This is a genomic window from Pseudomonas sp. R151218B TE3479, from assembly GCF_053629195.1.
This window is the reverse complement of record NZ_JBRJHV010000001.1, coordinates 6,390,357-6,412,183: the sequence shown is the minus strand read 5'-3', so window position 1 is coordinate 6,412,183 and position 21,827 is coordinate 6,390,357. Positions and strand designations below refer to the sequence as shown.

General features: G+C 59.7%; 24 protein-coding genes. 14 read left to right on the top strand and 10 right to left on the bottom strand.

Annotated elements, in window-relative coordinates:
• Nucleotides 1–139: 139 nt before the first annotated feature.
• Entirely contained in the window at nucleotides 140–1,159 is a 1,020-nt protein-coding gene (locus tag AB7M32_RS28030) for a Glu/Leu/Phe/Val dehydrogenase family protein (RefSeq protein WP_060740711.1), read from the top strand.
• Nucleotides 1,160–1,510: 351 nt separating this feature from the next.
• Here AB7M32_RS28030 and AB7M32_RS28025 read toward each other — a convergent pair whose 3' ends face one another.
• A complete protein-coding gene (locus AB7M32_RS28025; RefSeq protein ID WP_003205410.1) occupies nucleotides 1,511–1,771 on the bottom strand; it encodes a YebG family protein in 261 nt (86 codons plus the stop codon).
• Between the two features lie 323 nt (nucleotides 1,772–2,094).
• Between AB7M32_RS28025 and AB7M32_RS28020 the strand changes: the two genes are divergently transcribed.
• Nucleotides 2,095–2,595 carry a phosphate-starvation-inducible protein PsiE gene (locus AB7M32_RS28020; protein WP_053125067.1) on the top strand — a complete coding sequence of 167 codons (501 nt, stop codon included), beginning with the start codon at nucleotides 2,095–2,097 and terminating at the stop codon, nucleotides 2,593–2,595.
• On the opposite strand, the gene AB7M32_RS28015 is transcribed toward AB7M32_RS28020, so the two are convergent.
• Entirely contained in the window at nucleotides 2,592–2,909 is a 318-nt protein-coding gene (locus tag AB7M32_RS28015; RefSeq protein ID WP_060740718.1) for a DUF3509 domain-containing protein, read from the bottom strand. The two genes, AB7M32_RS28020 and AB7M32_RS28015, sit on opposite strands and share 4 nt — an antisense overlap.
• Nucleotides 2,910–3,407: 498 nt before the next feature.
• Between AB7M32_RS28015 and AB7M32_RS28010 the strand changes: the two genes are divergently transcribed.
• Complete coding sequence (locus tag AB7M32_RS28010; protein ID WP_454252021.1) at nucleotides 3,408–3,818, top strand: HPF/RaiA family ribosome-associated protein; 411 nt, start codon at nucleotides 3,408–3,410, stop codon at nucleotides 3,816–3,818.
• A gap of 274 nt (nucleotides 3,819–4,092) precedes the next feature.
• On the opposite strand, the gene AB7M32_RS28005 is transcribed toward AB7M32_RS28010, so the two are convergent.
• Complete coding sequence (locus AB7M32_RS28005) at nucleotides 4,093–4,968, bottom strand: helix-turn-helix domain-containing protein (protein WP_454252020.1); 876 nt, start codon at nucleotides 4,966–4,968, stop codon at nucleotides 4,093–4,095.
• Nucleotides 4,969–5,104: 136 nt separating this feature from the next.
• Here AB7M32_RS28005 and AB7M32_RS28000 point away from each other — a divergent pair, with 136 nt between their 5' ends.
• Nucleotides 5,105–6,007, top strand: coding sequence for a DMT family transporter (locus AB7M32_RS28000; RefSeq protein ID WP_454252019.1), 903 nt, complete (start codon nucleotides 5,105–5,107; stop codon nucleotides 6,005–6,007).
• Nucleotides 6,008–6,091: 84 nt separating this feature from the next.
• On the opposite strand, the gene AB7M32_RS27995 is transcribed toward AB7M32_RS28000, so the two are convergent.
• The 5 genes from AB7M32_RS27995 to norR all read right to left on the bottom strand — a co-directional run bounded on the left by AB7M32_RS27995 (nucleotide 6,092) and on the right by norR (nucleotide 11,280).
• Nucleotides 6,092–7,063 carry a 2-hydroxyacid dehydrogenase gene (locus tag AB7M32_RS27995; protein WP_454252018.1) on the bottom strand — a complete coding sequence of 324 codons (972 nt, stop codon included), beginning with the start codon at nucleotides 7,061–7,063 and terminating at the stop codon, nucleotides 6,092–6,094.
• A 198-nt stretch (nucleotides 7,064–7,261) separates the two neighbouring features.
• The gene (locus AB7M32_RS27990; protein ID WP_454252017.1) at nucleotides 7,262–8,011 is read right to left on the bottom strand and encodes a YkgJ family cysteine cluster protein; all 750 of its coding nucleotides are present in this window, start codon (nucleotides 8,009–8,011) and stop codon (nucleotides 7,262–7,264) included.
• Between the two features lie 79 nt (nucleotides 8,012–8,090).
• Nucleotides 8,091–8,420 carry a hypothetical protein gene (locus AB7M32_RS27985; protein WP_454252016.1) on the bottom strand — a complete coding sequence of 110 codons (330 nt, stop codon included), beginning with the start codon at nucleotides 8,418–8,420 and terminating at the stop codon, nucleotides 8,091–8,093.
• A 119-nt stretch (nucleotides 8,421–8,539) separates the two neighbouring features.
• Entirely contained in the window at nucleotides 8,540–9,442 is a 903-nt protein-coding gene (locus tag AB7M32_RS27980) for a chemotaxis protein CheV (RefSeq protein WP_030139917.1), read from the bottom strand.
• Nucleotides 9,443–9,723: 281 nt separating this feature from the next.
• Nucleotides 9,724–11,280, bottom strand: a complete 1,557-nt coding sequence (gene norR / locus AB7M32_RS27975) for a nitric oxide reductase transcriptional regulator NorR (RefSeq protein ID WP_454252015.1) — start codon at nucleotides 11,278–11,280, stop codon at nucleotides 9,724–9,726.
• A 153-nt stretch (nucleotides 11,281–11,433) separates the two neighbouring features.
• Between norR and hmpA the strand changes: the two genes are divergently transcribed.
• From hmpA to AB7M32_RS27925, 10 genes are all read left to right on the top strand, one after another.
• Nucleotides 11,434–12,615 (top strand): NO-inducible flavohemoprotein, encoded by a 1,182-nt coding sequence (gene hmpA / locus AB7M32_RS27970; RefSeq protein WP_454252014.1) that lies wholly within the window; start codon nucleotides 11,434–11,436, stop codon nucleotides 12,613–12,615.
• 444 nt (nucleotides 12,616–13,059) lie between these two features.
• Entirely contained in the window at nucleotides 13,060–13,569 is a 510-nt protein-coding gene (locus AB7M32_RS27965; protein WP_072409490.1) for a disulfide bond formation protein B, read from the top strand.
• A gap of 93 nt (nucleotides 13,570–13,662) precedes the next feature.
• Nucleotides 13,663–14,010: a hypothetical protein gene (locus tag AB7M32_RS27960; RefSeq protein WP_454252013.1), complete on the top strand. Its 348-nt coding sequence runs from the start codon at nucleotides 13,663–13,665 to the stop codon at nucleotides 14,008–14,010.
• 333 nt (nucleotides 14,011–14,343) lie between these two features.
• A complete protein-coding gene (gene cyoA, locus AB7M32_RS27955; protein WP_454252012.1) occupies nucleotides 14,344–15,291 on the top strand; it encodes a ubiquinol oxidase subunit II in 948 nt (315 codons plus the stop codon).
• Nucleotides 15,292–15,294: 3 nt separating this feature from the next.
• Nucleotides 15,295–17,325 carry a cytochrome o ubiquinol oxidase subunit I gene (gene cyoB, locus AB7M32_RS27950; RefSeq protein ID WP_454252011.1) on the top strand — a complete coding sequence of 677 codons (2,031 nt, stop codon included), beginning with the start codon at nucleotides 15,295–15,297 and terminating at the stop codon, nucleotides 17,323–17,325.
• Between the two features lie 3 nt (nucleotides 17,326–17,328).
• Nucleotides 17,329–17,955, top strand: coding sequence for a cytochrome o ubiquinol oxidase subunit III (locus tag AB7M32_RS27945; RefSeq protein ID WP_072409496.1), 627 nt, complete (start codon nucleotides 17,329–17,331; stop codon nucleotides 17,953–17,955).
• Nucleotides 17,956–18,291: a cytochrome o ubiquinol oxidase subunit IV gene (gene cyoD / locus AB7M32_RS27940; RefSeq protein ID WP_014340102.1), complete on the top strand. Its 336-nt coding sequence runs from the start codon at nucleotides 17,956–17,958 to the stop codon at nucleotides 18,289–18,291.
• 11 nt (nucleotides 18,292–18,302) lie between these two features.
• Nucleotides 18,303–19,190: a heme o synthase gene (gene cyoE / locus AB7M32_RS27935; protein ID WP_003178131.1), complete on the top strand. Its 888-nt coding sequence runs from the start codon at nucleotides 18,303–18,305 to the stop codon at nucleotides 19,188–19,190.
• A 141-nt stretch (nucleotides 19,191–19,331) separates the two neighbouring features.
• A complete protein-coding gene (locus AB7M32_RS27930; protein WP_072409498.1) occupies nucleotides 19,332–19,676 on the top strand; it encodes a toxin in 345 nt (114 codons plus the stop codon).
• Nucleotides 19,673–19,987 carry a helix-turn-helix domain-containing protein gene (locus AB7M32_RS27925; protein ID WP_072409500.1) on the top strand — a complete coding sequence of 105 codons (315 nt, stop codon included), beginning with the start codon at nucleotides 19,673–19,675 and terminating at the stop codon, nucleotides 19,985–19,987. The genes AB7M32_RS27930 and AB7M32_RS27925 overlap by 4 nt, the downstream gene beginning before the upstream one ends.
• A gap of 193 nt (nucleotides 19,988–20,180) precedes the next feature.
• Here the strand turns inward: AB7M32_RS27925 and AB7M32_RS27920 are convergent, their stop codons facing one another.
• A complete protein-coding gene (locus AB7M32_RS27920; RefSeq protein WP_454252010.1) occupies nucleotides 20,181–20,885 on the bottom strand; it encodes a hypothetical protein in 705 nt (234 codons plus the stop codon).
• A 91-nt stretch (nucleotides 20,886–20,976) separates the two neighbouring features.
• Nucleotides 20,977–21,768 carry a DUF72 domain-containing protein gene (locus tag AB7M32_RS27915; protein ID WP_454252009.1) on the bottom strand — a complete coding sequence of 264 codons (792 nt, stop codon included), beginning with the start codon at nucleotides 21,766–21,768 and terminating at the stop codon, nucleotides 20,977–20,979.
• Nucleotides 21,769–21,827 lie beyond the last annotated feature (59 nt).

Here is a 21,827-nt window from a genome sequence, read left to right as displayed (position 1 = left end):
GTCCAGTCTCGAGCAGCCACTGCCACAGGTTATGCCGAAAACGACTGACACCCTGGTGGCTTATTCCGGCGTGCTCCAGCAATTTTCGACTGCACGCCTATACTGGCGAAACAAACAAAAGTGATTCGGGAGCCTTACAATGTTTGCTCTCATGCAAAGCTCCCGCCTTGAATCGCTGCACCTAAGCGTAGACCCGACGACCGGGTTGAAGGCGGTGATTGCTATCCATTGCAGCCGTCCCGGGCCTGCCCTGGGGGGCTGTCGTTATCTTGCCTACCCCGACGACGAAAGTGCCGTGGCAGACGCCGTGCGCCTGGCTCAAGGCATGAGCTACAAGGCGGCGCTGGCCGGTTTGCCCGTGGGCGGCGGGGTCGCGGTGATCATGCGTCCGGCCCATGTCGAGAGTCGGGCGGCGCTGTTCGAAGCCTTTGGTCGTTGTATCGAGCAATTGGACGGGCGCTACATCACGGCCATCGACAGCGGCACGTCGGTGGCCGACATGGATTGCATCGCCCAGCAGACCCGCCATGTCACCAGCACCACGGCTTCGGGAGACCCCGCGCCCCACGCGGCAATGGGCGTCTTTGCCGGGATCCGTGCCACCGCCATGGCCCGTTTGGGCAGCGATAACCTCGAAAGCCTGCGGGTGGCGATCCAGGGGCTGGGCAATGTCGGTTATGCCCTGGCCGAACAGCTGCACGCGGCGGGCGCCGAACTGCTGGTCAGCGACATCGATCCTGGCAAGGTGCAACTGGCCATGGAGCAACTGGGCGCCCATCCGATCGCCAACGACGCGCTGCTCAGCACCCCCTGCGACATCCTCGCCCCCTGCGGCCTGGGCGGAGTGCTCAACAGCCACAGCGTGGCGCAACTGCGCTGCTCGGCCGTTGCCGGCTCGGCCCACAATCAGTTGAGCAGCCTGCAGGTGGCCGACCAGTTGGAAAGGCGCGGGATTCTTTATGCGCCGGACTATGTGATCAACTCCGGCGGGCTGATCTATGTCGCGCTGAAGCATCGCGGCGAAGAACTGTCGACGATCACCGCGCATTTGTCGAAGATCGGTGCCCGGCTCACGGAAGTCTTCGCCCATGCCCAGGCGGAGAAGCGATCACCGGCGCGGGTGGCCGATGAGTTGGCGGAGCGTCTGCTGTACCGCTGAAAATCCAATTGTGGGAGCGAGCTTGCTCGCGATTGCGGCCGTGCATTCAACGTCTTTATCGACCGTCACACCGCTATCGCGAGCAAGCTCGCTCCCACAGTTTTGCTTGCCTTTATTTCTTGCGTTAGGCGTCCTGCCCTTATCCTGCCATTACCTCAGCAGATACACCGGAAAGCATTTACACAAATGCATCACCCGACGTCGGATGTTATCCAGGTGTGCCGCATTGTCCGGTTGTTCCAGCAGGCCGGCGATCAGATCTGCGTCGTTATTACTAAAAGATCGCAGCCTTCGGCAGCTCCTACACGGTTGTTCCATGTGGGAGCTGCCGAAGGCTGCGATCTTTTTTGGTTACTCGTCCGACGGGTTGAGCAGTTCGGACAAAGCGTCCGGCTGGCTCTTGAAAGCCTTGGCGAACACATCCCGATTCTTCGCCATGTAGATCCCGGCTTCTTCGACCTGTTGCTCGCTCAGCGATGGAACGGCTTTTTGCAACACTTCGGCCAGCAATTCGGCGAGCTCCAGCATTTTGTCATGACGGTCAGCTTCGGCTTTATCCATGAACAAGCGCTCCAGATCTCGGCTGCTGCGGTATACCACTTCGACGGCCATTCACCACCTCACATGCCTTCACATTGGTTTGTCTTTGCGACTACTGTATTTATATACAGGCAAAAGAATAAGCGAATCCTGTTGCTTTGGATAGTGGCTTTTTAATGTAGACCGATTTCGGCATGTGAGAGCGAAGCGTGTGGGGGCAAAACTTGTGTGGGAGCAAGGTTTGCTCGCGAAAAGGCCGCATGAAGCGCCCAAAAAGTGCCGGATACCAGCCTATCGCCATCTCACCTTCAGTCGCTGGCCTTTTTTCTGCATGCAGAACAACCGTCACGTCCAACCCGCATCATCCGGTCGAGCCGACCTAAGGAAACTACATCGTGAAAATAAACTGGGCCGAGAACCTGCGCCAGAACGTCCATCAACTGGCCGAGTCCCTGGGAAACCTGTTCGTCGAGACCTTCCACTACCTGGCGCTGTTCGCCATCGGTGCGGTCACCGCGTGGGCGGCGGTGATGGAGTTCTTGCAGATGCTCGAGGCGGGGCACATCAAGATCGACGACATCCTGCTGCTGTTCATCTACCTGGAATTGGGGGCGATGGTCGGGATCTACTTCAAGACCAACCACATGCCCGTACGGTTTCTGATCTACGTGGCGATCACCGCGCTGACGCGCTTACTGATTTCCAACGTTTCCCACCACAGCCCACCCGATCTGGGGATCATCTACCTGTGCGGTGGCATCCTGCTGCTGGCGTTTTCGATCCTGGTGGTGCGCTACGCTTCGTCGCAGTTCCCTTCGGTGAAGATCGAGCACCCGCACCGCAAGGTCGGCGCGGGTTCCAGCGAACATGCCGAAGTGGAGAAGGGTGAGATTTAAAGGCCGGCGGCAGAAGGTGCCGCACCCTGTGCATGCGGTGGTGGCAGCTTGATGTTGTCGCCGCCGGTCATGGCTTCGAGGATGGCCACGGCGCTGTGGCCCTGCTCGATGGCGATGCCGAACTGAATGCTTTGCACCAGGCGCTTGAGCCGTTCCGGGTCGTTGCGTTGCTGGGCGCTGATCATGCGTTTGGCGACGATGCGCCCGCTCTTGGACAGGGTCAGCATGATGCTGCCATCCAGGCCCTGGATACTCAGGTTGATTTGATAGTGCGGCGCAAAAGCGTCGGTAATGATCTGAAAAGGGTTGTCCATGATGCGTCACCGCCTGATTGAACGTGCAGTTGTTGACCGGCCGTGATCGGGATTAGTTCGCAACACCGGACCATCGGCCATTCCATGATCGTGTTCATCTCCAGATTCCTGGGGCCGGGCAGGTCTCAGGATCAAAAGATCGCAGCCTGCGACAGCTCCTACAGGGTGTTAGCAAGTGGCATGCCGGAAAAACCGTCGGACAATGATCCCGGCGCCCAGGCGCCGAACGCTCTGGAATGCGGCTGCCCGTTTCGGGGCAATAACGTGCGGATGTTCGTTGACGGTGCAGGAAGGGAGGCGATTTGCGGCGGGTGGGCAGGGCGGGGCAACTCCCGACATTAACAGTGCCTTTGCCTGTTGTCCGGCTTTATTTGCAAATGGATATTTATATTTTTCCAGGGGTTGAATTGTTCTTCCGCCAGCCCGACTCTGTATTCAAGGGGCCGTTGCATTCACGTCGATGGCCCCCGGCGAGCTAGCTGAAATAAGGGATGAACTATGCAAATCCAAGTCAACAGCGATAACCATATTCAAAGCAGCATCCGACTGGAGGAGTGGGTACGTACTACCATCGAAAGCACGCTCGAACGTTATGAAGAAGACCTGACACGGGTCGAGGTTCATTTGCGGGACGAGAACGGCGACAAACCCGGTCCCCATGACCTGCGTTGCCAGCTCGAAGCAAGGCCAAAGGGCCATCAGCCGATTTCCGTGACACACAAGGCCGATTCGCTGGAACTGGCGATCGAAGGCGCCGCCACCAAGCTTGAAAACGCCTTGGAGCATTTGTTCGGCAAACTGCGCGGCAAGCGCGCTGCCATTGCGGCACCGACCGAATCCGTTGCCTTGGCCGATGCGCTATTGGAAGAAGAATTCCTGGAGAACGAACGGGCCGCACTCAACGGCTGAGCCCGATCGCTTAAAATCACTCACCGAACAAACGGGCCTGCAATTGCAGGCCCGTTTTGCTTTTATCGGTCCGGTGCGGCAAATAAGCCCACTCCTGCATTGATCCTATTCCCCTGTGTGCGGGGCTTGCTCGCGAAAGCGGTGGGTCAGCTTGCGAAGTTGTTGAATGTCCTGACGCCATCGCGAGCAAGCTCGCTCCCACAGAAGGGATTTGTGTCGAATGGTGATTTTGTGACCGCCCCGAGCGAGCTTGCTCGCGATGGCGATAGTCGGGCTAGCGCAAGAACGCCTGTCGATATTCCCCGGGGCTCGCCCCCAGGGTCTGGCGAAAACGGTTGGTGAAGTGGCTGGCGCTGGCAAATCCGCAGGCCAGTGCCACTTCGCCCAACGGTTGTGAGGTGGTGCGCAGCAGGTGTTGCGCGCAAGCCAGGCGCCGGGCCAGTACATACTGATGGGGCGGCAGCCCGAAGCTTTCGCGGAACATCCGCGCGAAGTGGTATTCGGACAATGCGCACAGTGCCGCCAGTTGCCCAAGGCTGATGGCCTCGGCCAGGTGGCTGTCGACGTAATCCACCAGCAACCGTCGCTGGTGAGCCGCCAGGCCGCCTTTGAGGCGAAGCCCCTGGCGCTGGCCAACCTGGCTGAGCAGCAGGTGGTTGAGCAGGTCATGGGCCAGGCTGGTGGTCAGCAGGCGTTCAGCGGGTTCGTCCCAGTTCAGCGCGATCAACTGGCGAAAGCGCTGTGCCTGTTGCGGGTCGTCGAGGAATGTCTCCTCGTGCAGTTGTACTTGCCGTGGTTCGCGGTCCAGTAGCGTGATGCACCCAAGGGCGAATTGTTCAGCGCTGAAATACAGATGGGCGAGGCGAATGTCGCCGTTGATGACCCAGGCCGATTCATGTCCGGCGGGTAGTACGCAGAGTTTGCCCGGCGCCCCTGTGGTATCAGGTCGTTCACGGCGAAACGTACCGGTGCCACCGGCGATGTAGCAGGACAACGTATGGTGGGTCGGCGCCTCGTAGTCCTGGGCGTCGTGATGGTTGCTCCACAAAGCGGCCGCCATGCCGTCCCCGAGCTCGGCGCTATGCTCCAGGCGAGCGTTGGGCGAGCTGTTGAGGGCTTGAAAGACTTGCAGGGTTTGCAGTGTCGGCATGATCGGTTCTCTCCGACTCGAATCCTACTCCGTCGGCCGACCCATGCCAGCCTGCAAACCGATAAAAGCGCAAGTTTACGCAAGTGCGGAAGGGACAACGGCGTGACACTGAGGGTCATTGTCAGGAGTTGTCACCATGAACCTCTCGTTGTACCTGCTTACCGTGCTCATCTGGGGCACCACGTGGATTGCCCTGAAACTGCAGTTGGGCGTTGTCGCCATCCCAGTGTCGATTGTCTATCGCTTTGGCCTCGCGGCCCTGATTCTGTTTGTGATGCTGTTGCTCAGTCGGCGCCTGCAGGTGATGAACCGGCGCGGCCATTTGATTTGCGTTGCCCAGGGCCTGTGTCTGTTCTGCATCAACTTCATGTGTTTCCTCACGGCCAGCCAGTGGATTCCCAGCGGGTTGGTTGCCGTGGTGTTTTCCACCGCCACGCTCTGGAATGCTTTCAATGCCCGGGTGTTTTTCGGCCAGCGGATCGCACGTAACGTGCTGTTGGGTGGCGCCTTGGGGCTGCTGGGATTGGCACTGTTGTTCTGGCCGGAACTGGCCGGCCACAGCGCGAGCCCACAGACGCTGCTGGGGTTAGCATTGGCGTTGCTGGGCACCTTGTGTTTCTCGGCGGGCAACATGCTCTCGAGCCTGCAACAGAAGGCCGGCCTCAAGCCGTTGACCACCAATGCCTGGGGCATGGCTTATGGTGCGGCGATGTTGGCGGTGTGGTGTGTTTTCAACGGCATCCCGTTCGATATGGAATGGAACGCGCGTTACGTCGGCTCGCTGTTGTACCTGGTGATCCCGGGCTCGGTGATCGGCTTTACCGCCTACCTGACGCTGGTGGGGCGCATGGGGCCAGAGCGTGCGGCCTATTGCACCGTGCTGTTCCCGGTGGTGGCGTTGAATGTCTCGGCGTTTGTCGAGGGCTACCAGTGGACAGGGCCGGCATGGGTGGGGTTGGTGCTGGTGATGCTGGGGAACGTGCTGGTGTTCCGCAAGCCGCGGCCGGTGGCGACGAATGTCGCGCTGGGTGCACGTTGAGACAGAACGCCTAGCGATAATCCCGTGGCGAGGGAGCAAGCTCCCTCGCCACGGTGTGTTCCCCCGGGGGCTTTTGCGGAGGATTTATTTCCAGACTTGCGGGTTGACCAGGTTCTGCGGTCGCTCGCCCAACAAGGCACTGCGTAAGTTATCCACAGCAAGATTGGCCATGGCCTCACGGGTTTCGTGAGTCGCCGAGCCAATGTGGGGCAGGGTCACGGCGTTTTTCAGCTGGAACAGCGGCGATTCGGCCAATGGCTCTTTCTCGTAGACATCCAGCCCGGCACCGCGGATGCGGTTGTTCTGCAATGCTTCGATCAGCGCGGGTTCGTCTACCACAGGGCCGCGGGAAATATTGACCAAGATGGCACTCGGCTTCATCAGGCCCAGTTCACGCTGACCGATCAGGTGGCGGGTCTTCTCGCTCAACGGCACCACGAGGCAGACGAAGTCAGCTTCGGCCAGCAATTGGTCCAATTCGCGAAATTGTGCGCCCAACTGGTTTTCCAGTTCGATCTTGCGACTGTTGCCGCTGTAGATAATCGACATGTTGAACCCCAGCCGGCCACGCCGGGCAATGGCTGCGCCGATGTTGCCCATGCCGACGATGCCCAGGGTCTTGCCATGCACGTCGCTGCCGAACAATTGCGGGCCGACCGTCGCTTGCCATTGCCCGGCCTTGGTCCAGGCGTCCAGTTCGGCCACGCGCCGGGCGCTGCTCATCAGCAGGGCGAAGGCCAGGTCGGCGGTGCTTTCGGTGAGCACGTCGGGGGTGTTGGTGAGCATGATCCCGCGTTCATTGAAGTAGGCCAGGTCATAGTTGTCGTAGCCCACCGACACGCTGGAGACCACTTGCAGGTTCGTGGCGCTCTGCAGTTGCTCGCGGCCGAGCTTGCGACCGACACCGATCAGCCCGTGGACGTGAGGCAAGGCTTCGTTGAACTGCGCGTTGATGTCGCCGTTCGACGGGTTGGGGACAATCACTTCGAAGTCCTGGCGCAGGCGTTCGATCATGGGGGGCGTGATACGGCTGAAGGCAAGTACGGTTTTTTTCATCGTGCAAGGCTCATCTGCAGGGAATACCAAGCACGCTAACATTCCTGGTGCGGGTTAGGCGAGAGGGGAGGTGTAATCGCAGCGCCGGCAGTCTTCTGTGGGAGCGAGCTTGCTCGCGATAGCGCCAGCCCAGTCACTCGCAATTGATTGGCAGACCGCTATCGCGAGCAAGCTCGCTCCCACAGGGGATCTCTACACTCAGGCGGCCCGTAGGGAAATGAAGGCGTAGGTAACCGGTGCTTCAGTGACCACCCGCGCGCCGCTGGCCGAGACCTGGTTGGCCACGTCCTCGCCGGACAGGTGGAACTGCCATTCGCCAGCCGCTTGGTCCAACGGCTGCGAGCGGGCTTGATCGATAGCGGCGGCAAACGCCGCCATGTTCGGCAGGTAGGCCGTGAATCCGTCGCCCTTCAACGCCGTCGTGTGGATGCCCAGGGACATGCAGATGCGTTCCTTGATCGCGATCTCCTCACGATCGGCCTGGCGTGAACGCTCGATCAACCGGGCCAGTTCCAGGTCCACCAATTCACCGCCAAGTATCAACTGCGGCCCCGTTTCCCACGACTCCGGTGGGCAATCCTTGGCGGCGGTATCGAGCGGGATGTGTGGATTGATTTCCATGGGATAAATGCGGCACACCAAGGGCCTGCGCTCATAGATGCGGCACAGGTTTTCGTCGTCCAGATTATGGCAACGATCCACGTTATAAGCGGCGAACGTGATCGCCACCAGCGCGTCGCTCGTGCCGCTGCGGACCACTGCCGAGCGTCGTTCGGCATGTTCACGTTGCGCCACCGGAAGGCCGAGGCCATTGGGCAGGAAGGCCTCGACCAGGACAATCACCTGGCCGCCGTCATTGGCCCACATCCTGGCTTCGTCGAGGGTCAGGGGCACGTGATGGCCGGTACAGCATTTACCGCACCCTACGCAGGAAAACGTTGTGTTCATTGATCGACCGAGGGCAATAGGTTGAAAGCGGCGACAGAAAAACGCCGCGATAAGCCCTGAGAAGCAAGTTATGCGCCATTCATCGAGGGGCGTCGGTCGTTCGGATCGAGTCCCATTCGGTGACGAAGGCGGTCCTGGTTTTCTTGCGGTAGAGGCACAACTCGGTGCCGGTTGCGCCTTTCATGTGTTTCTGTGGGTATTGGCCTTGCAGCAACAGAGCGGTGTATCCCACCCGGTCGTCGAATTGCGCGGCGGTGCCGACGGGTTCGGGCTCTTTAAGGCCGCTGGCCTTCAGGCAACTGGCGAGTACTTTTTTGTCGTAGGCGGCCCAGGCGTCGGGGCTGGAAGCCTGAGCCGGAAAGGCCATGGCGGCAGTGAGACCGAGGAGCATCAGCGCAGGGGTTTTCATCAACAATGTCCTTGTTCAGGGGGAACCAGGACAGAAGTATGCCTGAGGTTGGAGCAGTGTTCAGAGGCCGCGAGAATCGCAGCCTCCTGGCGCTCGGCCTGCCTTGCCGCGGGTGGGTATCAGCGCCCTTGTTCGGCGACGGCCTTGGCCGCGGTGATCAGGCACTTGGTCAATTCGGGTGACGAGAATTTGGTGAGTACCCCGTTTGCGCCGGCCAGCCGCGCTTTCTCACTGTTCATGGCGCTGTCGAGCGACGTGTGCAGCAACACGTAGAGGTGAGCGAAGTCCGGTGTTTCGCGCAGGGTCCGGGTGAGGGCGTAGCCGTCCATTTCCGACATTTCGATATCGGAAACGATCAGGTTGATTTCCTGCGCAGTGCCCTGCAGCTCCAGCAGACAGTCGATGGCTTCCTTGGCGCTGCGGGCTGTATGGCATTGCAGACCCAGGTTGCGCAGGGTGTGCACCGATTGCTGCAATGCCACCTGGCTGTCATCGACCACCAGGATCCGGGCGTTGCCCAGGACCTCGGCGTCTTCCATGCTCAGTTCGGTCGGCGCGGTTTCGATCTGCGCCGGTGCGATGCCGTGGATCACCTTTTCGATGTCCAGCACTTGCACCAGCGTACCGTCAACCGAGGTCACGCCGGTGATGAACGCACGCACGCCGCCGGAACCGTAGGGCGGCGGTTTGATGTCGGTGGTCAGGCAATGCACGATCTTGCTCACCGCCTGCACATGCAGGCCCTGTTTGGAACGGCTCACGTCGGTGACGATCAGGCAGCCGCCGTCCGGATCTTCCAGCGGCCGCTCGCCAATGGCGCGGCTCAGGTCGATCACCGACAACGACGTCCCACGCAGGGTGGCGATGCCTTTGACGTGCGGATGGGACTCCGGCAGTTTGGTCAACGGTGGGCAGGGAATGATTTCACTGACCTTGAGCAGGTTGATCGCCATCAGCTTGCCGCTGCGCAAGGTAAACAGCAGAAGCGAAAGTGAATCTGCGCGGGCTTTGTTGGAAGACATAAAAACCTTCTGTGGAAAAAGGTGGGGCGAGCACGAAGATCGCCAAAACAGCTTTTGATATTGGGTTATCGACTTGTCGGGGGCAGGCTTTAGGACGAAAGCTGTCGACAACAGGGATCGTTGTCACAAGATCCCTGTGGTGGGGAGTTTTTGTGGCGAGGGAGCTTGCTCCCGCTCGAGCGCGCAGCGGTCGCCCAATCAACATCGCGCCGCAGCTGATAGGGAGTGCTTCGCACTCCAGCGGGAGCAAGCTCCCTCGCCACGGGAAAGCGCACGGTCGATCACTTCAGCCCCAACCGCCTGGCCATCCGCCCCAGGTTTGCCCGATCCAGCCCCAGTTCCCGGGCGGCGCTGGCCCAGTTGTGCTGGTGACGTTCCAGGCTGGCGGCGATCAAATTGCGTTGGAATTCGTCCACGGCTTCGCGCATGTCTCCCGTCGCGCCCACCCGGGCCGGTGCCGGGCCGGTGGACGATGGGGCAGGGCTATCCACAGGAGCTTGGGGCAAATCCAGGTCCTGGGCGCTGAGGCTGAGGATTTTCGGGCGCGTCGGGCAGCGGCCCAAAGCCTTCAGGGCACTGCGGCCAATCAGGTGTTCCAGTTCGCGTACGTTGCCCGGCCAGTCGTAGGCCAACAGTGCGGCCTGGGCGTCGTTGGTCAGGCGCAGGCTGCCCAGGCCCATGCGTGAACGATTCTGTTCCAGGAAGAAGCCACTGAGCAGCAGTACGTCCCGTCCGCGCTCACGCAGCGCCGGTACCTGCAATGGATACACACTCAAGCGATGGTAGAAGTCGGCCCGATAACGGCCGTTGCGCACTTCTTCGGCGAGGTCGCGATTGGTGGCCGCGATCAGGCGCACGTCGACCCGGTGCTCCTTGTCCGAACCCAGGCGCTGCAGTTGGCCGCTTTGCAACACCCGCAGCAACTTGGCCTGGACAGTCAGGGACAACTCACCCACCTCATCGAGGAACAAGGTGCCGCCGTCGGCCAGTTCGAATTTGCCGCGCCGGTCGTTCGTCGCCCCGGTGAACGCGCCCCGTACGTGGCCGAAGAGTTCACTTTCCACCAGCGTATCCGGCAGGGCGGCACAGTTGAGGCTGATGAGCGGCTGCCCGGCGCGTTTCGACGCGGCATGGATGGCCTGGGCAACCAGTTCCTTGCCCACACCGGTTTCGCCCGTGATCAATACGGTCAGGTCGCTGCCGCCCACCAGCGCGATCTCTTCCACCAGGCGCTTGTGGGCCTTGCTCTGTCCGACCATGTCGCGATGTTGCTGGCCGCTGGCCTGGCGATAGACCTCGGCGCGGCGGTGCTCATCCTCGGCCTTCAAGGCCAGGCGCTCGATGCGTTCGGCGGCGCTGACCGTGGCGGCGGCGAGGCTGGCGAAGGCTTGCAGGGCGCTCAGATCGATGGCTTCGAAGCGTTCCGGGTCCAGCGAATCCAGGGTGAGCAGCCCCCAGGGGCGCTCGTCGACGAACAGCGGACAACCCATGCAGTCATGGACCTCCAAGTGCTCGGCCAACCCCTCGACCAGCCCGTCGTACGGATCGGGCAGGCCGCTGTCGGCGGCGAAGCGGGTGGGCTGCGGGTTCGCCAGCAGCGCTTCGAAGCGTGGGTGTTCGCTGATCCGGAAGCGTCGGCCCAGTGTATCGGTGCTCAACCCGTCCACCGCCAGGGGCACGAGGCAGTCTCCGTCCAGGCGTAGCAGCGCGGCTGCGTCACAGGGCAGCAGCGCCCGCAGGGCGCCCAGCAAGCGCCGATAGCGCTCGCCTTCAGGCAGTTCGCGGGACAGGTCCGCCACCAGGGGCAACAAGGCTGTAAGTAGAGAGGTTGCAGTCATAAAGACTCCATGTAGTCAGAAAGACTATAAAAGGTTCCGTGTCTTTATGACTATTTTTTATTTAACTGATTGAAAAATAACAAAATAAATAATGGCACGGAAACTGATGGTAAGGCTGTAGTTGTTATTCAAGTCCTCGCATGGAGTCACCTTATGCTCAGCCAAGAAGAACGCGCCATCATTCGCTCCACCGTGCCATTGCTTGAAAGCGGTGGTGAAGCGCTGATCACTCACTTCTATCGCATGATGCTGTCCGAATACCCGCAAGTGCGCCCGCTGTTCAACCAGGCTCACCAGGCCAGTGGCGATCAACCCCGTGCGCTGGCCAACGGCGTGTTGATGTATGCGCGGCACATTGACCAGCTCGATCAGTTGGGCGACCTGGTGGCGAAAATCGTCAACAAGCACGTTGCCTTGCAGATCCTGCCGGAACATTACCCGATTGTCGGTGCGTGCCTGCTGCGAGCCATTGCTGAGGTGTTGGGCACAGAGATCGCCACGCCCGAGGTGATTGCGGCGTGGGGCGCTGCCTATAACCAATTGGCCGATATCCTGATCGGTGCCGAAGCCGGCATGTACGACAAGAAGGCCGAGGCACCGGGCGGCTGGCGTGGCGAGCGTGAGTTCATCCTGGCGGCCAAGGTCCAGGAAAGCTCAGAGATCACCTCGTTCTACTTCGAACCGGCGAACAAGGGCCCGATCCTGGTGGCCGAGCCGGGCCAGTACATCGGCATGAAGCTCATCCTCGATGGCGAGGAAGTGCGCCGTAACTATTCGCTGTCGGCCCTGGCGGACAATGGTCAGTATCGGATCAGCGTCAAGCGCGAGCCGGGCGGGCGGGTGTCGAACCATCTGCATCATCATTTCGACGTCGGCAATCGTATCCAGTTGTTCCCGCCGTCCGGGGATTTCTACCTGACCGCCAGCGACAAGCCGCTGGTGCTGATCAGCGGCGGCGTCGGCATCACGCCGACCCTGGCCATGTTGCAGGCGGCACTGCAAACCGAGCGACCGGTGCATTTCATTCACTGTGCACGCAACGGCCGTGCCCATGCCTTCCGCGACTGGATCGACGACTTGGCCAAGCGGCATCCGCAACTCAAGCGCTTCTACTGCTACGACGAAGACGACGGCTTGAGCCCGGCGGCGGATAAGGTGGGACTGCTGAGCCAGGAGCAATTGGCGCAATGGCTGCCGGAGCAGCGTGACCTGGACGCCTATTTCCTTGGGCCGAAGGGTTTCATGGGCGCCGTCAAGCGCCACCTCAAGGCCCTGGGCGTGCCGGATCGGCAGAGCCGCTACGAATTCTTCGGTCCGGCGGCGGCGCTGGAGTAAGGTCGTCGCGGACCGGGAGACCGGGTTGCCTTCATCGCGAGCAAGCTCGCTCCCACAAGGGATTAGCGCTGGACACAACGCCTGTGAACACCGCAAAAAGCTGTGGGAGCGAGCTTGCTCGCGATGGCATTGGCAATTCAACATCAATGCAAGCTGACCCACCGCTATCACGAGCAAGCTCGCTCCCACATGAGATGCGCAGGTCTGGTCGTCAGCACTGATTCTTTTGTGGGAGCGAGCTTGCTCGCGATAGCGGTAGCAGCTCCATCCCTGTCCAACTGTCAGAATTAATCCCTGCTTAACCTTCTTGCGGTCTATTCCCCTTCAATGTCGACGCCCGCTGCTCGTTCACTGTCATGGTCAGCGTGTAGACTTCGATACATCCGAACGCGCACCGGGTGTCGCGAGGCTGCGCGTCGATCCATGCAGACAAAGGGAAACGCAATGAGTGAGGAAATGATGCGGTTAGGCCGTGAGCGGCGCTATCTGGTGCTGCTGGGGCTGATCTGCCTGGCGCTGATTGGCGGTGCGCTGTACATGCAGGTGGCCCTCGGCGAGGCACCGTGCCCGCTGTGTATCTTGCAACGCTATGCGCTGTTGCTGATCGCGATCTTCGCCTTCATCGGCGCCGCCATGCGCACCCGCCGCAGCCTGACGATCTTCGAAGGCCTGGTAGTGCTCTGTGCCCTGGCCGGTGCCGGTGTGGCAGGGCATCACGTGTACACCCAGTTCTTCCCCGCGGTCAGTTGCGGTATCGACGTATTGCAACCGATTGTCGATGACCTGCCGCTGGCCAAAATCTTCCCGCTGGGTTTCCAGGTCGATGGCTTTTGCTCCACCCCCTACCCACCGATTCTGGGCCTGTCCCTGGCGCAATGGGCGCTGGTGGCCTTCGTGCTGACGGCGGTGCTGGTGCCGTTGCTGGTGTCGCGTAACCGCAAAGCACTTCGCTGAATCGCCTCGATGACACGCCCCGGTTCTCTGATGGAGGGCCGGGGCGTTTTACGTTTCACGCTCAAGCCGGAACGACCTTGATCCGAGGCAAGAATGACCTGCGGCAATGTGCGACACGTTGTCACATATCTTGCGGCACTCAGCCTTTGCGAGGGTGATAAAGCACGTTTTCCTGTAACAAAAAAATGTCTGGTTTCGCAACTGGCGTATCGCCTGCAGCAGGCATTTTTAACAGCGGCGCGTCAGACGGCGCAGGCCCCGAAAACTGGGCCCTTGCCGAGCAAAAAACCTCTTGATGAGTCTCCCGAGCTGTCTAAATCGGGCGTAGTAGACCTACGTTTTTTGGGGTTCTTGTTGAGAATTAATTTCGATAACATGCTGGCCCGTTGCAATATCGGCAAGAGATTGTTGCCGGATCGGATAAAAATTATTTCGGGATGAGACATGGTCTACAGCGCGTCACCTCACTACAATCGCCCGCACCGATTTTCCGACCCGGCTCAGACTTGAGCATGAGAGTGGTCGAAGGGCGCCAGCGCCCCATGCGACCCCAGGTGTCGGTGCCTCCAACTACCCGCACCAAATGGAATTGGGCTTGAACTAGGCCTTTTGACCAACGAATAAGAACTCACTGCTGGCCCGGGATGTGTCGAACAGCCGCTGACGTTCGATGGGCAGCCCTTATTCAATCCAAGAAATGCCAACCCTTGGCAGGGTGAAGTGTTGGCGATCAAAACCCAACTGCATTGCGCAAGCTGCTTTAGAGGTCGTGAGATGAGTAAAAACAGGTACCCCCGATTACTAGGCTTGTTGCCGCTGCTCGGCACGTTGCTGCTGGGAGGCTGCAACATGACCTTGCTCGATCCCAAGGGCCAGGTCGGCCTGGATGAACGAAACCTGATCATCACTGCCACACTGCTGATGTTGCTGGTCGTCGTGCCGGTCATCGTCATGACCTTCCTGTTCGCCTGGAAGTACCGCGCAACCAACACCAAGGCCACCTACACGCCGAAATGGTCCCATTCGACCAAGATCGAAGTGGCGGTATGGACCATTCCGGTGCTGATCATCATTGCCCTGGGTTATGTCACCTACAAGTCGACCCATGCCCTGGACCCGTATCGTCCGCTGGACTCCGACGTCAAGCCGATCACCATCGAAGTGGTCTCGATGGACTGGAAGTGGCTGTTCATCTATCCGGAACAAGGCATCGCCACGGTCAACAAGATCGTGTTCCCGGCCCACACGCCGATCAATTTCAAGGTCACCTCCGACACCGTGATGAACTCGTTCTTCATCCCGGGCCTGGGCGGCCAGATCTATGCGATGGCCGGCATGCAGACCAAGCTGCACCTGATCGCCAACCAGAACACTGAACTCGAAGGTATCTCCGCCAACTACAGCGGCGCAGGTTTCACCGGCATGAAGTTCAAAGCGACCGCCACCACCCAGGAAGAATTCGACGCCTGGGTCAACGAAGTGAAGAAGGCACCTAAACAGCTTGAAAAAGCTGAATACGAAGCCCTTTCCAAGCCGAGCCAGAACAACCCAGTCGAACTCTACTCGTCGGTCACGCCGAACCTGTTCCAGACCATCATCGACAAGTATGAAGGGATGAATCCGGGCAAGCCGATGCATCACGAGAAGAAAGAGAAGGAAGTGGCCCACAACATGGAAGGGATGGACATGAGCTCGCATTCAGCTGCCGGGGCAGAGGAGTAAACGATGTTAGGTAAATTAAGTTGGGAAGCGATCCCGTTCCACGAGCCGATTGTCATGGTGACCCTCGCCATCATCGCGCTCGGTGGTCTGGCATTGTTTGCAGGCATCACGTATTTCAAAAAGTGGACCTACCTGTGGACCGAATGGCTGACCTCGGTCGACCACAAGAAAATCGGCGTGATGTACATCATCGTCGCCATGGTCATGCTGCTGCGCGGCTTTGCCGACGCCATCATGATGCGTACCCAGCTGGCCATGGCCACCGAGGGTTCGCCTGGCTACCTGCCGCCTGAACACTATGACCAGATCTTCACCGCCCACGGTGTGATCATGATCATCTTCATGGCGATGCCATTCTTCACCGGCCTGATGAACCTTGCAGTGCCGCTGCAGATCGGCGCGCGCGACGTTGCCTACCCATTCCTGAACTCCCTGAGCTTCTGGCTGCTGGTGTCCGGCGTGGTGCTGATCAACGTTTCCCTGGGTGTTGGCGAGTTCGCCAAGACGGGTTGGGTTGCCTATCCGCCGTTGTCGGGGCTGCAATACAGTCCGGGCGTGGGGGTGGACTACTACATCTGGGCGCTCCAGCTATCCGGGTTGGGGACAACGCTGACGGGGGTCAACTTCCTGGCCACCGTGCTGAAAATGCGTACCCCTGGCATGAAGCTGATGGACATGCCGATCTTCACCTGGACCTGCACCTGGGCCAACGTGCTGATCGTCGCTTCGTTCCCGATCCTCACGGCTACCCTGGCTCTGCTGACGCTTGACCGCTACATGGATTTCCACATTTTCACCAATGAACTGGGTGGAAATCCGATGATGTACGTCAACCTGTTCTGGGCCTGGGGTCACCCTGAGGTGTACATCCTGATCCTGCCGGCGTTCGGTATTTTCTCCGAAGTCATCTCGACCTTCTCCGGCAAGAAGCTGTTTGGCCACCACTCGATGATCTACGCTTCCGGCGCGATCTCGGTATTGGGCTTCATGGTCTGGCTGCACCACTTCTTCACCATGGGTTCGGGTGCCAGCGTCAACGCCTTCTTCGGCCTGGCGACGATGCTGATTTCGATCCCGACGGGGGTGAAGCTGTTCAACTGGCTGTTCACCATCTACCAGGGCCGCCTGCGTTTCACCAGCCACGTGCTGTGGACCCTGGGCTTCATGGTGACCTTCGCCATCGGCGGCATGACCGGCGTACTGCTGGCCATTCCGGGTGCTGACTTCGTGCTGCACAACAGCCTGTTCGTGATCGCACACTTCCATAACGTGATCATCGGCGGCGCCGTGTTCGGCTACATCGCAGGCTTTGCGTTCTACTTCCCGAAAGCGTTCGGCTTCAAGCTGCACGAAGGTTGGGGCAAGGCTGCGTTCTGGTTCTGGATCTCCGGCTTCTTTGTCGCGTTCATGCCGCTCTATGCACTGGGCTTCATGGGCATGACCCGTCGCCTGAACGCTACCACCAACCCTGAGTGGGTGCCGTACCTGTACGTCGCCATGTTCGGCGCGGTGATGATTGCCGTCGGTATCGCCTGCCAGTTGATCCAGCTGTACGTCAGCGTGCGCGATCGCAAGAAGCCGGAAAACATGTGTGAACACGGCGACCCGTGGAATGCCCATACCCTGGAATGGTCGACCTCTTCGCCTCCGCCGTTCTACAACTTTGCCGTGCTGCCAAAAGCAGACGTCATCGACCCGTTCACCGAAGCCAAGGAAGCCGGCACCGCGTACCAGGCTCCGACCAAGTACGAGCCGATCCACATGCCCAACAACACCGCCACCGGTGTGGTCATGGGCGCGCTGTTGACCGTGTTCGGTTTCGCGATGATCTGGCACATCTGGTGGCTGGCCATCGCCAGCCTGGTCGGCACCGTGGTGTATTTCGTGATCCATGCCGCCCGTGACGATCAGGGCTACATGGTGCCGGTGGATGTCATCGAACGCATCGAAGCCGAGCAGCACAAGCGCCTGGTCGCGGCCGGGAAAGTCCCCGCCACTGCCACCCGTGTTGAAACCTCGTTGGAACAGGCTTAAACCATGTCGAACTTAGTGACCAATGTTGGACACGCCCATGGTCATGACCATGGGCACGATGACCATCACCACGACTCGGGCGAGATGACCGTATTCGGTTTCTGGCTCTACCTGATGACCGACTGCATTCTGTTTGCGTCGATCTTCGCGGTATACGCGGTGCTGGTTAACAACGTCGCCGGTGGCCCGTCGGGCCACGAGATCTTCGAACTGCCGTACGTACTGGGCGAAACCGCGCTGCTGCTGTTCAGCTCGATCACCTACGGCTTCGCCATGCTGGCGTTGTTCAAGGGCAAGAAAACCCAGGTACTGGGCTGGCTGGCCATGACCTTCCTGTTCGGTGCCGGCTTCATCGGCATGGAGATCAATGAGTTCCACGTATTGATCTCCGAAGGCTACGGTCCTAGCCGCAGTGGCTTCCTGTCCGGGTTCTTCACCCTGGTCGGTACCCACGGTCTGCACGTGACCAGCGGCCTGATCTGGATGGCGATCATGATGTACCAGGTCCAGAAGAACGGCCTGACTGCCACCAACAAGACGCGCCTGAGCTGCCTGAGCCTGTTCTGGCACTTCCTGGACGTGGTGTGGATCTGCGTATTCACCGTTGTTTATCTGATGGGGACCCTGTAAATGGCTAACGCACATTCCCATGATGGCCATGACGCCGGCCACGGCAGCGTCAAGTCCTACGCCATCGGTTTCATCCTGTCGGTGATCCTGACCGTCATTCCGTTCGGCCTGGTGATGTACCCATCGCTGCCCAAGAGCCTGACCCTGTGGATCATCCTGATCTTCGCCGTGGTCCAGGTATTGGTGCACCTGGTGTACTTCCTGCACCTGGACCGCTCCGCCGCCCAACGTAACAATGTGGTCGCGTTTGTCTTTGCCGCGATCGTGATTGTCCTGCTGGTCGGCCTGTCGTTGTGGATCATGTTCAGCATCCACACCAACATGATGGCGCACTGAGGAAAGTCCGGATGTCCCTGAAGCACTTTATCCAAATCACCAAGCCGGGGATCATTTTCGGTAACGTGCTTTCTGTGGCAGGCGGGTTTTTCCTGGCCTCGAAAGGGCATGTCGATCTGGCCATCTTCCTGGCGGCGATGATCGGCACTTCTCTGGTGGTGGCGTCCGGTTGCGTGTTCAACAACTGCATCGACCGCGACATCGACATCAAGATGGAACGCACCAAGAATCGGGCGCTGGTCCAAGGCCTGATTCCGGTGCAACTGGCCCTGGCATTCGCCACGGTGCTGGGCGTGGCCGGGGTGGCGCTGTTGTACTGGGTGGCCAATCCGTTGGCGGCGTTGTTCGCGGTGATCGGTTTTGTCATCTACGTCGGCCTCTACAGCCTGTACCTCAAGCGCAAGTCGGTCCACGGCACGCTGGTGGGCAGCCTGTCGGGGGCTATGCCGCCGGTGATCGGCTACGTGGCGGTGAGCAACAGCTTCGACATGGCGGCGCTGACGCTGCTGGTGATGTTCAGCCTGTGGCAGATGCCGCACTCCTACGCCATTGCGATCTTCCGCTTCAACGACTACCTGGCGGCCTCGATTCCGGTGCTGCCGGTCAAGCGCGGCATCCGCGTGGCCAAGAAGCACATCCTGCTCTACATCCTGGCCTTCCTGGTGGCAACCTTGATGCTGACCTTCAGCGGCTATGCCGGCATGAGCTACCTCGCCGTCGCCGCCGCCATGGGCATGTACTGGCTGTACATGGCCTGGACCGGCTACAAGGCGGTGGATGACACGGTCTGGGCACGCAAGCTGTTCGTGTTCTCGATCTTCACCATCACCGCCCTGAGCGTCATGATGTCCCTGGACTTCAAAGTGCCGAGTGAGCTGCTGCTGACGTACGCGCCTTAAGCTTCAGATGCTGCATGAAAAAGCCCCGCCTTCGAGAGAAGCGCGGGGCTTTTTGTCTATAAAGGGGCGTGGATTGGCTGTCATTCGTCGCAATAGATTAGGGTTTGTTGAACTGTAAGCAATTTGCCTATAGTTTCTGCCATGCGTACCCTATTTTTTGAAACGACTACGTTCACCGCCACAGTTGGCGATTACCTGGCTGACGATGAATATCGCCTGCTTCAGTCCTATATGTTGCGGCATCCAGAGGTCGGTGACGTCATGCCACGTACCGGCGGCTTCCGTAAGCTGCGCTGGTTCGATGAACGTCGCGGCAAAGGGAAGCGAGGTGGGCTGCGAGTCATCTACTATTGGCTCATGAGTGATCGTCAGTTCTGGATGTTCGCGATTTATGACAAGGACGAGTTGGAAAACCTGACCACCGAGCAAGAGAAGATGCTCAAGCGCGCCATAGAAGCTGAGTTGAAAGTGCGAGGTACCTTATGAAAAAACGTGATCTGTTTGCCGAGATGATACAAGGCGTTGAGGAGATGGCCGCTCATAGGGAGGGCAAGATCACCCTTCGCCAGCTATCGATCGAGGAGAAACCGGTGCCCGAGGTGTCGGCTCAGGAAATCGTGGCATTGCGCGACAAGCTTCGCATGTCTCAAGCCGTTTTCGCCAAGAGCATCAGGACCAGTCCTGGCACCCTTAGGAACTGGGAGCAGGAAAAATCCAAACCCAATGCCCAGGCGGCTTTGTTGATCAAACTGGTCGAGAAGTTTCCAGACATGGTCGAGCGGCTCGGCGCTGTTTGAGGCATTCATACCTCCCCCATGAAAAAGCCCCGCCTTTGAGAGAAGCGCGGGGCTTTTTCATGGGGGTTGCGGGCTGTCGATGTTCCTATGGGAGCGAGCTTGCTCGCGATAGCGGTGGTTCAGCCTGCATGAGTGCTGAATGTGGCGGCCTCATCGCGAGCAAGCTCGCTCCCACAGGGGCCTCGGGTGAGGCTTATTGCTGGGCGATGCTGTAGCCGTCGAAGGCTTTCTGCTGTAGCAACGCAGTGACAATGCCTTTGCGGGTGGCCGGTTGTTCGGTGCCGTCATTGTCCAGGAAGGTTTCGCTTTCCAACTCGGCGTCGTCGCCTTCGCCTATGAAGTTGAAGCCCAGGAACTCGAAGGCTTCGCGGTCGACGTTCGGCTTGGTGCGTGGTGTGCGCAGGGGCAGGGTGACGCTGATGCCGTCCTTGCTGATGACAAACACTTCGGCTTCCTTCTTGGCCCGCGAGGCCTTGCCCTTGCTGCCGCTCGGGTTGCTGATGGCCTGGTGGGTCTGATTCAGCACTTTCAGGGCCAGGCCGTAGACCAGTTCCTGGAACGTCGGATCGTCCTTGTAGCTGGAGAGGATGCGGCTGATCGGGAAGCGGCTGCTCAGGTCTTCCAGGGCCGCGAAGTCGGCGGCTTCGGCGTCCTTGAGCTGTTTGAGCTGGCCCATCAGTTCGTAGGCCTTGTCATCGTCGAAGGCATCGTGGGCCTGACGGATGGCGTTGCGCAGTTCGCGGATCTGGTCGCTTTCGCGGTTCGACTGGAACGCATCGAGGACCATTTCGCTGATGGTTTTGGCCTGGGGCAGATGCTGTGAAAGATTGATGGAGTTTTCGTATTCCGCTTTGGACGACAGGGTGACTACGGATTCAGCGGTGTTGGAATCGGACATTGAAATTTCACTACTTCTGTTAGCGGGATGAGGCGAGAAAGGCATTGAGCTTTTTTCCGGTCGCCTAATCTATTGGACCCGAGCGGTGTTGTCACGGTCGGACCGGCAGCAACTGACCATTTGTTGCCGGTAGCGGCTTTGCGTCTAGCATCAGGCCCATCAAGCGCAACGCGTCGGCGGTCGCGGCGCCACTGGCGGTGTTGTCGAAGATGCACCAGGTCGGTGTGTCGGGGTCGGCTTGCAACGTTTGGGCGAGGCGCTCCAGCCAGGCGTCTTCGTAAGCTGAGTAATAGATCCTTGGCGAACCGTGCAACCGGTAGTAGCGAATGCCAGGCCAGCCAGCGGGTTGATCGCCGCCGGGCAAGGGTGACGGATCTGCGGCGACCCGGCCGATGCACGCCTCATGCAGGATCGTTGCGGCCTGGGGGGCGAGCCAGCTCGGGTGTCGCGGCTCAAGCACCGCATGACCTTGATAACGGTCCCGCAAGGCCTTGAAGAAGACTTCGGCCACGGCCGCCTCGAAGGCCAGCGACGGCGGCAATTGAATCAACAGGCAGCCAAGCTTCTCCCCCAGTTGCGAGCATTGCCCGAGGAATTCATCCATAAGCCCTTCGCAATCGATCAGCCGCCGTTCATGAGTCATCTGCTTGGGCACCTTGACCGAGAAGCGAAAGTCCCCGGCAACGCTGCCGGCCCACTTGGCATACGTGGCGGGGCGGTGCGGGCGGTAGAACGAGCTGTTGATCTCCACAGCGGGAAATCGGCTGCTGTAGCGCTGCAAATGCGTCCCGTCGACAGTAAAGGCCGGCCAATGCTCCCGGGGCAGCGACCAGCCGGCGCAGCCCAGGTAAAGGCATGAGGAGGAGGGAGGTCGAGTTGGCAAGGGCGAAGGCCTGATCGCAAGAGATACAGCCTATGACCGCTGCCAACGCATCATGTCTG